Here is a 14,404-nt window from a genome sequence, read left to right on the forward strand (position 1 = left end):
GATAAATAGACGGAAAAATTCCGCTTAATTAAAAGATAAAATCAAAAATAGCTAAAATAGACGGAGATATTCCGCCTATTGACTAGAAAAACGTTAAAAAAGGGGAATTTGCTTGACATAACCGGAAAATCTCCCCTTATTTAGCCCGAAAAGAGCTCTATTCGCAGTTTAACCGGAAAATCTCCGCTTATTGGAATCAATAGGGCCAGCTCCACTCGGTTATGGAGAGAATTATGGGTCATCTTGTCCGAATAAAAGGTGATTAGGTAAAACTCAAAAGAATTTATCTAAACATAACAACAATTATTGCAAAACAGCCATAATAAAGGGGTACCCAAGTATTGGATACCCCTTAAATCTTTATTTAAAACACTTTCGTAGTCCAATCCTCACAATTCCAAATATCGGTCGCAATTTCACGATAGAAATCAGGCTCGTGGGATACCATCAAGATACTTCCGCGATATGCCTTTAAAGCACGCTTCAATTCTTCTTTTGCATCCACATCCAAGTGATTGGTAGGCTCGTCTAGAATTAATAAATTCGTTTCTGTGTTTAAAATTTTACACAAACGAACTTTGGCTTTTTCTCCACCAGAAAGGACTTCGACCTTACTTTCAATATGCTTCGTCGTTAATCCACATTTTGCAAGAGCAGCACGGACCTCAGCCTGATTCATACCTGGGAACTCGCTCCAAATCTCTTCAATACAAGTGTTGTAGTTGGACTGTTTCACTTCCTGCTCGAAGTAACCAATGTATTGATATTCACCACGTTCCACTTTACCCTTCAGCGGATTAATCAACCCAAGAATACTTTTTAAAAGAGTAGACTTACCAATACCGTTTGCACCAACGAATGCAATTTTTTGTCCGCGTTCCATTTTTAAATTCAGAGGGCGAGAAAGTGGTTCATTGTAACCAATAACAAGATCTTCAGCCGTGAAAATCCAACGACTAGCTGTACGAGCTTCTTTGAAATTAAACTCTGGTTTCGGCTTTTCTTTCCCCAATTCAATAACTTCCATTTTATCGAGCTTCTTCTGACGAGACATCGCCATATTACGAGTCGCAACACTTGCCTTGTTACGAGCAACGAAATCTTTCAAACCAGCAATTTCTTGTTGTTGACGCTTGTAAGCCGATTCTAGCTGTTGCTTCTTCATTTCATAAATATTTAAGAAGTTATCATAGTCACCAACATAGCGATTCAACTCTTGGTTTTCCATGTGATAGATTAAGTTAACAACTTTGTTCAAGAATGGGATATCATGTGAAATCAAGATAAATGCGTTCTCATATTCCTGTAAATAGCGCTTCAACCATTCGATGTGCTGTTCATCTAAATAGTTCGTAGGCTCGTCCAGTAATAGGATTTCGGGCTTTTCTAGCAAAAGCTTAGCTAACAAAACTTTCGTACGTTGCCCGCCGCTAAGATCATCTACATCTCGATCGAGTCCAACGTCGTCTAACCCTAGACCACGAGCAACTTCCTCAACTTTTGAATTAATTTGATAGAAATCATTACTATCTAATGTTTCTTGTAGCTCTCCAACTTCAGCAAGCAGGGCATCAATATCAGCACCTTCATCACCCATTTTTGCATAAAGTTCATTGATCTCTGCTTCAGCATCAAATAGATATTGAAATGCAGTACTTAAAGCTTCACGCATCGTCGTACCTTTTTGAAGTACAGCATGCTGATCTAAATAACCAACACGAACCTTTCGTGACCATTCCACTTTCCCCTCGTCGGGTTGCAACTTCCCAGTCACAATATTCATGAATGTAGACTTACCCTCACCATTTGCCCCAACTAGTCCAACGTGTTCTCCTTTTAAAAGGCGAAAAGACACATTATTAAAAATCGCACGATCACCGAAACCGTGACTTAAATTTTGTACGTTTAATACGCTCATTTTTTTAACTCCTTCTCTAATGTCACATGTGGATATCTTACTAGATTTAGACTGCTTTTTCTATCTTGAAGTTATATTTATTAAAAAAAGTAATTCGATTTTTGGGCTAAATTAAAGTCTGCTGCTTTTTATTTAAATATTTTTGGAATAATATTTATTTGGACCTATTCCAATCGGTAAGAGTCTATTATACTACCGAATCAGGATGTAAGAAATGAGGTTTTCTTATGTGGGAATAGTTATACAAAAAATGAAAGAATTGGTTGTGTTCTAAACAAACTCCTTATTTTAAATTTAACAGTGAAATGCTGTTAATCAGGTGAATTTTAACAGGATAAATTTGGTTTTAAAGAGACAGTGATGTTAGTTTGATAAAATGTACTTAGACATGGTATAAGTGTAAAAGAAATAGGTGCATTTTTGCTTCTAGAATTTGGGATTACGGGTGGACATAGTAACCCTTATGAGAGGATTTGAATTTAAAATGATAGATAATTTTTGGCGTGATTTACCACGACCATTTTTTGTACTTGCTCCAATGGAAGATGTGACAGATTTAGTATTTCGTCACGTAGTAAGTGAAGCCGGACGGCCGGATGTATTTTTCACTGAGTTTACAAATTCGGATAGCTATTGTCATCCAGAGGGCATGAAAAGTGTGCGTGGCCGATTGACTTTTACAGAAGATGAGCAACCAATAGTGGCACATATTTGGGGGGATAATCCCGAATATTTTCGGCAAATGAGTATTGGCATGGCTGAGCTAGGATTTAAAGGTATCGATATTAATATGGGCTGCCCTGTTCCGAATGTAGCATCAAGAGGGAAAGGTAGTGGCCTTATTCTGCGTCCAGATGTTGCGGCCGAACTTATTCAAGCAGCAAAAGCCGGCGGACTGCCTGTTAGTGTGAAAACACGACTGGGCTTTAAGGAGGTTCAGGAGTGGGAGGAGTGGCTAACGCATATTTTAAAACAGGATATTGCGAACCTTTCTATCCATTTACGTACAAGAAAGGAAATGAGCGAAGTAGATGCACATTGGGAGTTAATTCCGGAAATCAAAAAATTACGTGACCGTATTGCACCCAATACGCTACTAACCATCAATGGTGACATTCCTGACCGTCAAACTGGGCTGCAGCTTGCTGAACAATATGGAATTGACGGCGTAATGATTGGAAGAGGTATTTTTAAAAATCCTTTTGCTTTTGAAAAAGAGCCTAAAGAGCATAGTAGTAAAGAATACCTTGATCTTTTAAGACTGCAGCTTGATCTTCAAGATCAATATGCGGAAGTACTGCCACGTTCAATCACAGGGCTTCATCGCTTTTTCAAAATTTATGTCAAAGGATTCCCTGGAGCTGCCGAATTAAGAAACCAATTGATGAACACGAAATCAACAAATGAAGTGCGTGCATTGCTTGATAACTTTGAAATAGAAAATTGATAGGACGGGACAGTAAAATGATGTAACTCTCAAAAAGTGAGAGAATTCCTTTACAGCCGGCAACTTTGATTTGATCAAGTCTGTTTTCTGAAAGAAAAAGGTCTTAAGAATATAATCAACCCACCACACTCAGTAAGAAGCTGTAAACTCACTTGAGCCTAGTCACTTAAATGGACTGGGCTCTTTTATTTGTGTGAATTTGTACTGGAAAAGACTTTTCGGGTCTTCACGGAAATCAAAGGGACAGTCTCCCAATGAATTAACGCTTTACTATATCGGAAGACAGACCCCAATTATATTAAATACCTCCGCAGTTTAGAAATTTGAAAGTGGATAAAATTTTTAATGTCTATTGTCGTAATCAGCTTTGGATTAGTTTAGTAGTATACTATAAAATTATATTGAAATAAAAAGGTAAACATTGTTTAATTAGACAAGTAATAACAATGGAGGGAAGGTTGACACGAAAAATGAAGATAAAATGGAGTTTTCTTTTATTAATGCTAGTTGTTTTAACAGTCTTGACAGCTTGTAAAGAAGAAGCAAGCGAGAAAGATCCGAAAAAAGCGCCTAGCGAAACAGCAACAAATGGCGTGTTTGATAAAGCAAGTAAAGACTATTTAGAAAAGGTAGATTTAGACTATTCATTCAACTTTGCAAAGAGTTTAGAAGAGTTCAAAACGAATAAAAAATTAGGCTATCGTACTGCTGGTTCGGAAGCAGAAATTAAAACAGGTAATAAAATTTACGAAGAAATGAAAAACATCGGGTTAACAGAAGTAACTCGAGATGAATTTACATTAGATACATGGGAATTTGAGAATGCCGACTTATCCTTTACAGATGTAAATGGTAAGAAATACGAAGCCGTGTTAGGTGGCTATCAAATCAATTTTGATTCACAAGGTGAAAAAGAATATGAGGTAGTCTATGCTGGAAGAGGTACAAAAAATGACCTTGCTGAATTAGATGTTAAAGACAAACTTGTTTTAATAGATATTAATCAACGCACAGAATGGTGGGTTACTTACCCGACGTACCAAGCCCACTTGAAAGGTGCAGCGGCTGTGATTGCTGTTCAAAACGGTGGCTATTCTGAAGTGAGTCCAGATGCCTTGAATGCACAAGATATTTGTGGTCCTGATGACGCGCCTGTATTTTCAATGTCACAAACAGACGCCAATGTATTAAAAGAAGCAATCAAAGCAAGTAAAACAGGTTCATATAAGGTGAACTTTGATGCGAAATCTGTTGTCAAGTTTGATGGCAAATCGTATAACTACTATGGGAAAATCATTGGAAAAGACCCAGAATCATATATTATTCTGTCAGCACACTATGATTCTTACTTTGCAGGATTCCAAGATGATAATGCCGCGATTGCACTAATGCTTGGAATTGCAAAAGGGTTAGTGGATAGTGGCTACCAACCAGAGAAAACAATTATTTTTAATGCACTTGCAGCGGAGGAGTGGGGAGTTTCCGATACTCGCTATGACTGGTCAACGGGTGCGTACAACCAAATCTTTAGAATCCATCCTGAATGGGTAGGAAAGGCAGTTGCGAATATCAACTTCGAACTTCCGGCGTATGAACATACAACAAGTGAAGAAATTCGCTCTATTTATGAGTTAAAACCATACTTAGAAACATTTGCAAAAACGGTTCCTGCAGTAGAAGGTGTTTATAAAGATGGAGTATCAGTCGTGTCACCATTACGCACTTGGTCAGACGATTTCTCTTACTCAATCGCAGGCGTTCCAGCATTACGTAATGATTTCCAAGATAGTGATTTTATGAGAACACATTATCATTCACAATTTGATACAGAAGAAACATATAATGAAAAAGCATTCTTATTCCACCATAATTTATACGGAATGCTGGCCATTTATTATGACCAAACAGCTGTCGTGCCATTAGATTTTACAGTACGGTTAAATGCTTTAAAAGATTCCATCAAGCAGGAAGTCTTTGAACAAGCTGGTGTAAAATCAGACGAGCTTGTGGTAAAAGTGGATGAAGCGATTGGTTTAGCAAACAAAGTAAATGAAGAAGTAAAGAGCGTAAATGATAGCTACCGAAAAGCTCTAGATGAAGACGACACAGAAGCAGCTCAAAAACTTTATGATGAAAGTAGAGCGCTTAATACAAAATTATTAGATGTTTACAAAGTAGCGCAAGATCAATTATTAAAATTAACATGGGAAGATGAGCTAATTTTCCCCCATCAACATGCCCAAAATAATATTGAAAACCTGTCTCTATCAATCGAAGCATTAAAGAATGGTGAAATTGGTACGGCACTTGATGAGTACTTATGGAAAATTGATAACAACTGGTACACTTATGATTGGGAACGAGAAGTATATGACTACTTCACGGACTATGTTTTAGATCAACCGGCAGACAGACTGATGTGGGGAGCTGGACGAGTTGTAGGACATGTGGATTTATTTGATCCAATTAATTCGCTAATAGCAAAACGTGACCAACCGAATGCTAACGTTGCAGAGGAAGTAAAAACGCTTGAACAAGCTTTAGAAAGCCAAAAACAACTTCTTGATACATTAGTCAAAGAAGAAGTAACCAGCATTCAAACGATTGGTGGAATGTTAAATAAATAAAGCAAACAAAAATGACCTCTATCTAAAAAAAGGATAGGGGTCATTTTTGTGTGATTGGCAGTACGCTTTGCTATAAGGTGGATTGGGCGTTTCATTTTTTGTTTTATCAAAATGTTCACAAAAATGTAGAAAACCGTTAGTGCAAAAAAAAAAATTATTAAATACGGTGTGCTATAATTTTACCGGAAGAGAGGTGAAAATTGTCAAAACAACGGTAAAAGTTAATTTTTGAAATTGAAGCCCCATTCTATTAAAACCGCAATCCTCCCCTTTTATTTTCATCATTTTAATCCTACTATTATTTCTTAACTTTCTGTTAAATGCTGAAGCGAGTAGATACATTTAATAACTAGTATAGCTGGGGATGTTGCCGATTCATTCGAAGTTATTAAAAGAGGAATGCTGTTATGCAAGCAGTTTTGAGTAAGATGGCATAAACGTAACGGTAGAGGATCAATAAAGTACCATTCTAAACCAATTAAATGCGCAATTCATGGTCATGAGGGAAATCGTAAAGGAAATTCTAGGTTACTGTTGGTCTCATGGTCTCTGATTTTCTTGGAATTTATTTTTAAAGGAGGTTTATCAATGGGTCATGATATATCAGGATTCAATAAAGAAGGGGAAGAAATTGCTTATGCTCGTTTTAGCATGGGGAATTATAATGCTACCATACTGTATCATTTACTTGATGCAAATAATTTCTATGCAGGAGTTAGTGGATCAGGCGACAGTTCTGCCTTCACCAAACAACAAATTGAAAAGGCTATAAATGCCTACAAAAAATTTTTTAATAGTGATTCACTATCAGAAAGTGTATCTTTAGATTGGGATCAAAAACAAATCCTGACTTTTATACTAAACTGTTTAGCAACCGCACAAAAAGAAGGTAGCGTAAGAGTGTGTTTTGCCTAATATTTTTAATTACTGATTTCTTCAATTTCGCTGCATTATTAATACTTCAATAATAGATTACCAGAAGCCGTTCGATTAAAAGCGATCGAAAAGGAAAAATTAAAAGTGTGAAACCAAGGAATAGATTTCCTTGGTTTTTTGATTTGGCGGGAAAAGGATTGTTCAGACTATTTACATTATTTTCTATTAAGTCCTATTATCACTTGTTATAATATAGGAAAAGTAATTTTTATAGATTAGGAGGGTTAGGTTGTGACTAGAACAATTTTAATCATAGATGACCAACCTGAAATTAGAGAACTAATCAGTCTTTATCTAGAAAAGGACGGTTATCATATTATAGAAGCGGAGAATGGTAATGAGGCGATTCGGGCTATTCACAATCATAAAATAGATTTAATTCTAGTTGATCTTATGATGCCTATTATTGATGGGTACCAATTGATTAAAAAGGTGCGAGAAACACATGCCATCCCTATTATTATCATATCTGCGAAAAATGAGGATCATGATAAAATTTTGGGTCTCGGGTTAGGAGCAGATGATTTTATCCAAAAACCATTTAATCCCTTAGAGGTTGTTGCAAGAGTTCAAGCTCTTTTAAGACGAAGTTATAATTATTCTAATGAAGATTCACAACAAACAAATATCCCAGATACTCGTAAAAAAACGGTCGGAAATCTTATTTTAGATGAAGATGCTTTTTCCATTATTCGAAATGGAGTGGTGATCCCATTAACGAAAATAGAATACAAAATTTTAGAACTATTAATGGATTCACCTGGGAGAGTTTTTACGAAACAACAGATTTTTGAGAGAGCTTGGAATGATTATTACATAGATGGAGATGGTGACAACACAATCAATGTCCACATTTCCAAAATTAGAGAAAAGATTGAAGAGAATCCTAAAAAACCAGCTTATCTAAAAACGGTGAGAGGATTAGGTTACAAATTAGAAAAAAAAATTTAAGGAATGGTTCATGTTGAGTTATCTTCTTAAGAAAATATTTCCACCTGAAGAAGGGTTTTTTCCATACATTTATCTAGGAAATATGATAATACCAATCTACTTTATGCTTCAGGAGCCACCCAATAAACTATACCCAGGGCTCTTGTTATTGATTGTTTTTGTTCTTGCATATAGGCATGCTTTTTGGAGCACTCGGATAACTAACTACTTAGTAGCTGCAGAAATGGTCATTACGGTTATGTTTGGCTATTTTTACAATCCGATGTACATCTATATCATTTTTGTCTTTGTGTTTCAGATTGCTCGTTTGCCATTGAAATGGATGTATTGGTTATGTGGGTTCTTTACTGTCATCAGTTTATATCTGATTTATAAAACGGTGTTTGTTCATCCATTTTATGTAGTATTAACAATGATACCGCCATTGTTTGGAGGAAGTATCCTCCCATTTATTATGAAGAGCTCCTTACGGTATAAGGAATTAAATGAAAATCTTACACGTGTGGCAAAAGAGTTAGAAAGGAAAAATGAAGAAAAGACGATTCTTGAGGAAAGTAAAAAAAGAATGCTGGCCGATCTCTCCCATGATCTCAAAACGCCCATGACTACGATACAAGGCTACTCGAAAGCCTTATACGAAGGAGTCATTGAAGATGAGGAACAGAAGAAAAAATACATGAAGTATATCTATGATAAGTCGATTAGAGTGACCACTTTGATCGATGAATTGTTTATGTTTTCAAAGTTAGATAGCCCTGATTTCCCCATTCAAAAGGCAGAAAGTGATATATGTGAGTTTTTTAGGGGAGTTATAGTGGAATACTATGAATTGTTTTTAGAAAAGGAAATGGAACTTGAAATTGATATCCCCAATACGAAGATGTTATATCTTTTTGATCAAAAACTTCTATATAGGGCTATATCAAACATTTTAGAAAATACGATAAAATATAACCCAAATAAAACGATGGTCTATATTCGTTTGAGAAAAACATTTAATTCAATAAAAATGGAGTTAGGTGATAATGGTGTAGGTATCAAAGAGGAAATTGCTGAAACACTATTTGACCCTTTTGTAAGAGGAGATAAAAGCAGGATGAATGATGGTGGTTCTGGTTTAGGGCTAGCCATTACAAAAAAAATACTGGAAAGACATGGTGGTAAGTTAACTTTAGATACAAGTCCAGAAAGAGGTAAGACGAACTTTATTATGGAACTACCAATAGAAATTGGAAACTAGAATGAGAAGTAAATCAGACTTAATAATTAGAAACCGCTGTTGATTTTCATATCAATAGCGGTTTTTTGCATTGGAAATCATTTTATTAGCCTAAAAGGAATGATTTTAATAGTAAAATATGGTTCAGTTAAGCTTAATTTAAGATTGCACTTGTAATATAAAGTTATGGAAATGAGGAACAAACATTGGAAAGGGTGTTATGAATGAAGGAAATCGTTATTGAACTTGAAAATATACGCAAAAGCTATGGAAATGTAAAGGCGGTTGATGGTATTTCGCTTAGAGTAAACAAAGGAGAAGTGCTTGGTATTATCGGTGCAAATGGAGCAGGGAAATCTACAACCCTAGAAATCATGATGGGATTACGTACACCTGAAAGTGGATCTGTAAAGGTTCTTGGATTAGATATAATGGATGGGTCTTATGAAATCAAGCAAAAAATTGGTATTCAACTTCAACAAACTGCTCTATACGATCGCATTAAAGTCAAAGAGGCACTTGAATTATTCAGTTCTTATTATGATAAAAAAAGAGATCTACAGGAGATCATTCAAGCTCTAGGACTTGAGCCTTATCTCAATAAATATGTGAAAAACCTTTCTGGTGGATGGCAGCAGCGTACTTCATTAGCTCTTGCACTAGTGAATGATCCTGAGATTATTTTTCTAGATGAACCAACTACAGGCTTGGATCCTCAAGCACGCCTAGAGTTGTGGAATTGTATTAACCGTTTTCGTGCAGAAGGTAAAACGATTATTCTTTCGACTCATTATATGGATGAAGCGCAGAGACATTGCGACCGTATCGCAATTATTAAAAAGGGCCATCTTGTTGCCTGTGATCAACCCAAAAATTTAATCAACTCTCTGCTAGATGGTGAAGGTTCGATGGAAGATGTTTATTTACAATATGCGGTAGGAGTATAAAAGGGAGGAATAACTATGCAAACAGTATTAGTTCATACCAAAATGGAAATGAAATTATTTTTTCGGGAGACATTAGCGTTATTATTTACATTTATTGTACCAGCCGTTAGCTTTGTTGTGTTCGGCATGATGTTTAAATCGGATTCCTACGATGGTCTGGATTATTTTCAAGCCTATATTCCAAGTATGATTGCGATTATTATTTTTACAACAGCTTTTTTCTCCATGGGACTCCAAGTGGTCATCGATAGAGAGAAAGGAGTTTATAAACGATTAAAAGGAACTCCCCTTAATCAAAAAGCTATCTTTACAGCAACTATAATAAAGGGATTTTTCGCGATTTATGTAGGTGCAATTGAAATATTATTGATTGCCAAATTTGGCTTTGGAGCAGGAATAACAGAGCATCCGTTACAGTTCTTTATTGCACTAACCTTCTGTTCCATCACGTTTTTTTCAATCGGATTTATTGTATCTAGCCTTGCCAAGCGTATGCAAACAGCTTTAGGGATTGCGATGATTGCCATGTATCCGATGATGTTTTTATCAGGAGCAACGATTCCTTTAGACGCCTTTCCGGAAATTTTGCAAAAATCTGCTGTGATCATACCTCTAACGTATGTAGTAAATGTATTAAGGGATGGTTGGAACGGCTCACTTTTTACTGCCGGTGCTTTAGTGGATTTAATTGTATTAGCAGGAATCCTTATTGTTTCGACGATTATTGGAACGAGATTTTTTCGATGGACTGATTAATTACCTGTACTATGAAAAGGTGAACAGCTTACAACAAAAAACTCAAGGAGTTTTTCTTTTGGAGAAGAATCATACGTTAAATCTATTATATTTGACTCCATCAACAGTACCTATGTTCCTATTAGGATATATCAATAAGAGTGTGACTTTAATGACTGCAGGAATAATTCTGTTGGCCATTTATATCATTATAGGATTAAAACAAATACGTAGTAAGATATAGTAAGGGATGATGTTTTCGAGGGGGAGCTAATTGAAATGGATAATTATGATGTAATCGTAGTTGGGGCCGGGCAAGCGGGCATTAGTATCGGATATTTCTTGAAAAATAAAGGACTATCGTTCGTCCTATTAGAATCAAATCATAGAATTGGAGAATCCTGGAGAAAAAGATATGAATCATTAGTATTATTTACTCCACGCCAATATAGCTCCTTACCTGGTATGCAAATGGAAGGTTCTGCAGATGAGTTTCCTTCAAAAGATGATATGGCTGACTATCTAGAAAAGTATGTGAACCACTTTAATTTACCAGTAAAATTAAATACATCGGTTTTAAAGATAAACAAAAACCAAGATGACTTTGAAGTTACAACCAATCAAGGCGTAATATATTCCAAGCAAATTGTAATTGCCTCAGGAGCTTTTCAAAAGCCATTTGTTCCTTCGTTCATGAGTAATCATACCGAGAAAAATTTATTTCAAATACATTCCTCCTCCTATCTTTCCCCCAATCAATTACGTAGCGGTTCAGTATTAGTTGTTGGTGGAGGAAATTCTGGTGCGCAAATTGCAGTAGAATTAGCAAAAGAGAGAAATGTAACGTTAGCCGTTAGTCATCCCTTTAAGTTTTTACCGCTTCGTTTGTTAGGGAGAAGCATCTTTAATTGGTTAGAAATGGTTGGATTATTGTACGCTGGGATTGATACTAGAAAAGGCAAATGGTTTCAAAGACAAAGTGACCCAATTTTCGGATCTGACCTAAAAAAATTAATTTCTGATAATCGGATTATGATTAAGCCAAGGGTAATAAAAGCTGATGGAAACGTAGTGATGTTTGAAGATAATGATACACAAGTTGTTGAGAATATTATTTGGTCAACAGGTTTTATTCCGTCTTATGAGTGGATTAACATAGATGGGGTCACGTCGCCTAATGGAAAACCAATCCATGAAAGAGGGGTAAGCCCAATTAAAGGATTATATTTTATCGGTCTTCCTTGGCAATATCAAAGAGGTTCCGCCTTAGTTTGTGGTGTGGGATTAGATGCAAAGTTTATTGTTACATCCATTCTAAAACTTAATGAATTATAAAATAGGGTAATTAGTCGATTACTAATAGACCTCAATATAGCAGTCTGTCTTGTCAGACTGCTATATCCTGTTTAGTTCTAGTGTTGTAAGAAGTTTCTTCAAATTATCATAGAATAGAAGTTAGAAATTATAGATCTGAAATCATACCGCCATCTACAACAAATTGGGAACCTGTTGAATAGCTTGAATCATCTGAAGCAAGGTAAATAACCAAGTTGGAAACTTCTTCTGTTTTTGCTCTTCTTCTTAACGGAATGTCTTGTTCTAATTTTTTAATAATTTCAGCTACATCACCTTGTTCAGCCATAGGAGACTCAATAACTCCAGGATGAACTGAATTCACTCTGATGTTGAATTGACCTAGTTCAGCGGCGGCACCCTTTGTCATACCAGTGACAGCATGTTTTGATGCACTATAAGCAATTGCTGTGGGCGCACTTACTAAACCGTCAACTGATGAGATGTTAACAATAGACCCACCATTTGCTTTTTTCATAGAAGGTACGACTGTCTTCATACCTAAAAATACGCCTAATTCATCGATTTCAAATGTTAATCTAAAGTCTTCTTCTGTTAGTTCTTCCAATGGTTTAAAAATGCCAATTCCTGCATTATTAACTAATACTGTGACTGGTCCAAATTTTTCCTCCGTTTTTTCTACAACTTCCTTCCAATTATCAGCCTTTGATACATTGAGTTTCAAAGCAATTGCATTTTGTCCTAATTCATCTGCTAACTTTTGAGCTGCTTCTAAATTAATATCGGTAATAACAACTTTTGCGCCTTCTTCAACAAATTTCCGAGCATGCATAGCACCCATTCCTTGTGCTGCCCCAGTGATGATCGCTACTTTATTTTGTAATTTCATGCTAAGTTCCTCCAATTTCTGAGTTTGGTATACTATATTATAGTTTCCGTATTAGAAAGTTTAATTCCGTTTCACTCCCCTGTAGAATCACCTTTCCGATATTAAATATTGATAATAATTTGATTCCTATTTCTCGAATTCGAGATATTAATGATAAAAGTGATAGTTGTTAACAACTAGTGAACATGGTTAATGTAAATACTATATAAATATATTGTCAATTAGAGAATCTCTAATTTGGGATAAATGTGTTTTTTTCATTCCTTATCAATAAAATATCATAATAAAGGTCAATTAAAATTATGATATGGTAAAGATAAGAAGTAAAATAAGAAAGTGGGAAGAGGTTCCTGAACTATTCCCTAATCAATATTTAAAACTCAAGTTCATGATTTTTGCATATAAGATGACAAAAAATATGAACTGTAAAAAAGGAGTTTAATGGAGGATAATATGGAAAATAATGATATTTTAATTCGCTTAAGGTATGCGCTAGATATAAAAAATAAAGATATGGTAGAAATCTTTAAGCTCGGTGGTATCGAAGTAACAAAAGACGAAGTGCTGAAGATACTAACAAAATCAAAAGATGATGACTATAATGAAACTGAATTTGGTGATGTTGAAGAAAATGAAGACCAAATAAAATGCAATGATAGCATGTTAGAATCCTTCTTAAATGGCTTTATAACCTTTAAAAGAGGGAAACAAGACCCAAAACCAGGACAAGCTCCAGAGACGGCACCTTCAATAAAGACTAAAGAAAGAGTTAATAATCTATTACTAAAAAAATTGAAGATAGCACTAGCATTAACTAGCGAGGATATGATTGATATTTTAGCAACTGCTGGAGTTAATATTACAAAAGGTGAATTAAGTGCTCTATTAAGAAAAGAAGGGCATAAAAATTACAAAGAGTGCGGTGATCGATACGCTAGAAATTTCTTAAAAGGACTGGCAATCAAATATCGAGGATAGGGATATAGATAGTAACAAAAAAGTGGGGGATTTTTGTGTTTATTGTAACTGAAGCAGCAAAAGCAGAACTACAAAACAGATTAAAGGATGCAAATAATAATCAATTAATCCGGTTACAAATGCGTAAAAGCTGTTTTATGAAACTGAAATTACGGCTAGAAGAGTCTATTCTGCCAAATGATGATGAAATGATAGTAGATGAGATGAGTTTTATCATCGACAAAGGTGAGTGCCACTATTTCAGAAATAAAACGTTAGATTTTATACCTGATAAAACGGGTTTTAAACAATTTGAGATAATATAAGCCAGATCCCTTAAGGGATTTGGCTCTTTTTTATAACAAAATCATCTTTAACAATCATTACTTATTATGGTATTAATTCCCACCATAACAAGAACGTGAGTAATAGCGAGTGTTCGAAGGATATTTCCCTATTTGTTA

General features: G+C 35.4%; 13 protein-coding genes. 11 read left to right on the plus strand and 2 right to left on the minus strand.

Annotated elements, in window-relative coordinates; genetic code table 11:
- Positions 1–364 precede the first annotated feature (364 nt).
- On the minus strand, positions 365–1,918 hold the full coding sequence (locus tag LRP83_RS19870; protein ID WP_230498474.1) for an ABC-F family ATP-binding cassette domain-containing protein: 1,554 nt from the start codon (positions 1,916–1,918) through the stop codon (positions 365–367).
- A gap of 484 nt (positions 1,919–2,402) precedes the next feature.
- Here LRP83_RS19870 and LRP83_RS19875 point away from each other — a divergent pair, with 484 nt between their 5' ends.
- The 9 genes from LRP83_RS19875 to LRP83_RS19915 all read left to right on the plus strand — a co-directional run bounded on the left by LRP83_RS19875 (position 2,403) and on the right by LRP83_RS19915 (position 12,115).
- The gene (locus LRP83_RS19875) at positions 2,403–3,365 is read left to right on the plus strand and encodes a tRNA dihydrouridine synthase (protein ID WP_230498477.1); all 963 of its coding nucleotides are present in this window, start codon (positions 2,403–2,405) and stop codon (positions 3,363–3,365) included.
- 470 nt (positions 3,366–3,835) lie between these two features.
- A complete protein-coding gene (locus tag LRP83_RS19880) occupies positions 3,836–5,992 on the plus strand; it encodes a M28 family peptidase (RefSeq protein ID WP_230498478.1) in 2,157 nt (718 codons plus the stop codon).
- A 588-nt stretch (positions 5,993–6,580) separates the two neighbouring features.
- Entirely contained in the window at positions 6,581–6,907 is a 327-nt protein-coding gene (locus LRP83_RS19885; RefSeq protein ID WP_230498479.1) for a hypothetical protein, read from the plus strand.
- A gap of 252 nt (positions 6,908–7,159) precedes the next feature.
- Positions 7,160–7,879: a response regulator transcription factor gene (locus LRP83_RS19890; protein WP_230498481.1), complete on the plus strand. Its 720-nt coding sequence runs from the start codon at positions 7,160–7,162 to the stop codon at positions 7,877–7,879.
- 10 nt (positions 7,880–7,889) lie between these two features.
- Positions 7,890–9,119, plus strand: coding sequence for a sensor histidine kinase (locus LRP83_RS19895; RefSeq protein WP_435531375.1), 1,230 nt, complete (start codon positions 7,890–7,892; stop codon positions 9,117–9,119).
- 203 nt (positions 9,120–9,322) lie between these two features.
- Positions 9,323–10,045: an ABC transporter ATP-binding protein gene (locus LRP83_RS19900; protein ID WP_230498484.1), complete on the plus strand. Its 723-nt coding sequence runs from the start codon at positions 9,323–9,325 to the stop codon at positions 10,043–10,045.
- 15 nt (positions 10,046–10,060) lie between these two features.
- Complete coding sequence (locus LRP83_RS19905; RefSeq protein ID WP_230498485.1) at positions 10,061–10,801, plus strand: ABC transporter permease; 741 nt, start codon at positions 10,061–10,063, stop codon at positions 10,799–10,801.
- Between the two features lie 58 nt (positions 10,802–10,859).
- Positions 10,860–11,024: a hypothetical protein gene (locus LRP83_RS19910; protein WP_230498487.1), complete on the plus strand. Its 165-nt coding sequence runs from the start codon at positions 10,860–10,862 to the stop codon at positions 11,022–11,024.
- 35 nt (positions 11,025–11,059) lie between these two features.
- Positions 11,060–12,115, plus strand: coding sequence for a flavin-containing monooxygenase (locus tag LRP83_RS19915; RefSeq protein WP_230498488.1), 1,056 nt, complete (start codon positions 11,060–11,062; stop codon positions 12,113–12,115).
- 127 nt (positions 12,116–12,242) lie between these two features.
- On the opposite strand, the gene LRP83_RS19920 is transcribed toward LRP83_RS19915, so the two are convergent.
- Positions 12,243–12,983 (minus strand): SDR family NAD(P)-dependent oxidoreductase, encoded by a 741-nt coding sequence (locus tag LRP83_RS19920; protein ID WP_230498490.1) that lies wholly within the window; start codon positions 12,981–12,983, stop codon positions 12,243–12,245.
- A gap of 453 nt (positions 12,984–13,436) precedes the next feature.
- Between LRP83_RS19920 and LRP83_RS19925 the strand changes: the two genes are divergently transcribed.
- A complete protein-coding gene (locus LRP83_RS19925) occupies positions 13,437–13,961 on the plus strand; it encodes a YehS family protein (protein WP_230498491.1) in 525 nt (174 codons plus the stop codon).
- Positions 13,962–13,996: 35 nt separating this feature from the next.
- The gene (locus tag LRP83_RS19930; protein ID WP_230498492.1) at positions 13,997–14,266 is read left to right on the plus strand and encodes an iron-sulfur cluster biosynthesis; all 270 of its coding nucleotides are present in this window, start codon (positions 13,997–13,999) and stop codon (positions 14,264–14,266) included.
- Positions 14,267–14,404 lie beyond the last annotated feature (138 nt).

This window comes from Pseudoneobacillus rhizosphaerae, assembly GCF_917563885.1.
Taxonomy (GTDB): Bacteria; Bacillota; Bacilli; order Bacillales; family Cytobacillaceae; genus Pseudoneobacillus; species Pseudoneobacillus rhizosphaerae.

Excerpts from the sequence above, each read along its gene's own strand:
- LRP83_RS19870 (WP_230498474.1), bottom strand. The coding sequence starts at position 1,918 with ATGAGCGTATTAAACGTACAAAATTTAAGTCACGGTTTCGGTGATCGT.
- LRP83_RS19875 (WP_230498477.1), top strand. The coding sequence starts at position 2,403 with ATGATAGATAATTTTTGGCGTGATTTACCACGACCATTTTTTGTACTT.
- LRP83_RS19880 (WP_230498478.1), top strand. The coding sequence starts at position 3,836 with ATGAAGATAAAATGGAGTTTTCTTTTATTAATGCTAGTTGTTTTAACA.
- LRP83_RS19885 (WP_230498479.1), top strand. The coding sequence starts at position 6,581 with ATGGGTCATGATATATCAGGATTCAATAAAGAAGGGGAAGAAATTGCT.
- LRP83_RS19895 (WP_435531375.1), top strand. The coding sequence starts at position 7,890 with ATGTTGAGTTATCTTCTTAAGAAAATATTTCCACCTGAAGAAGGGTTT.
- LRP83_RS19900 (WP_230498484.1), top strand. The coding sequence starts at position 9,323 with ATGAAGGAAATCGTTATTGAACTTGAAAATATACGCAAAAGCTATGGA.
- LRP83_RS19905 (WP_230498485.1), top strand. The coding sequence starts at position 10,061 with ATGCAAACAGTATTAGTTCATACCAAAATGGAAATGAAATTATTTTTT.
- LRP83_RS19915 (WP_230498488.1), top strand. The coding sequence starts at position 11,060 with ATGGATAATTATGATGTAATCGTAGTTGGGGCCGGGCAAGCGGGCATT.
- LRP83_RS19920 (WP_230498490.1), bottom strand. The coding sequence starts at position 12,983 with ATGAAATTACAAAATAAAGTAGCGATCATCACTGGGGCAGCACAAGGA.
- LRP83_RS19925 (WP_230498491.1), top strand. The coding sequence starts at position 13,437 with ATGGAAAATAATGATATTTTAATTCGCTTAAGGTATGCGCTAGATATA.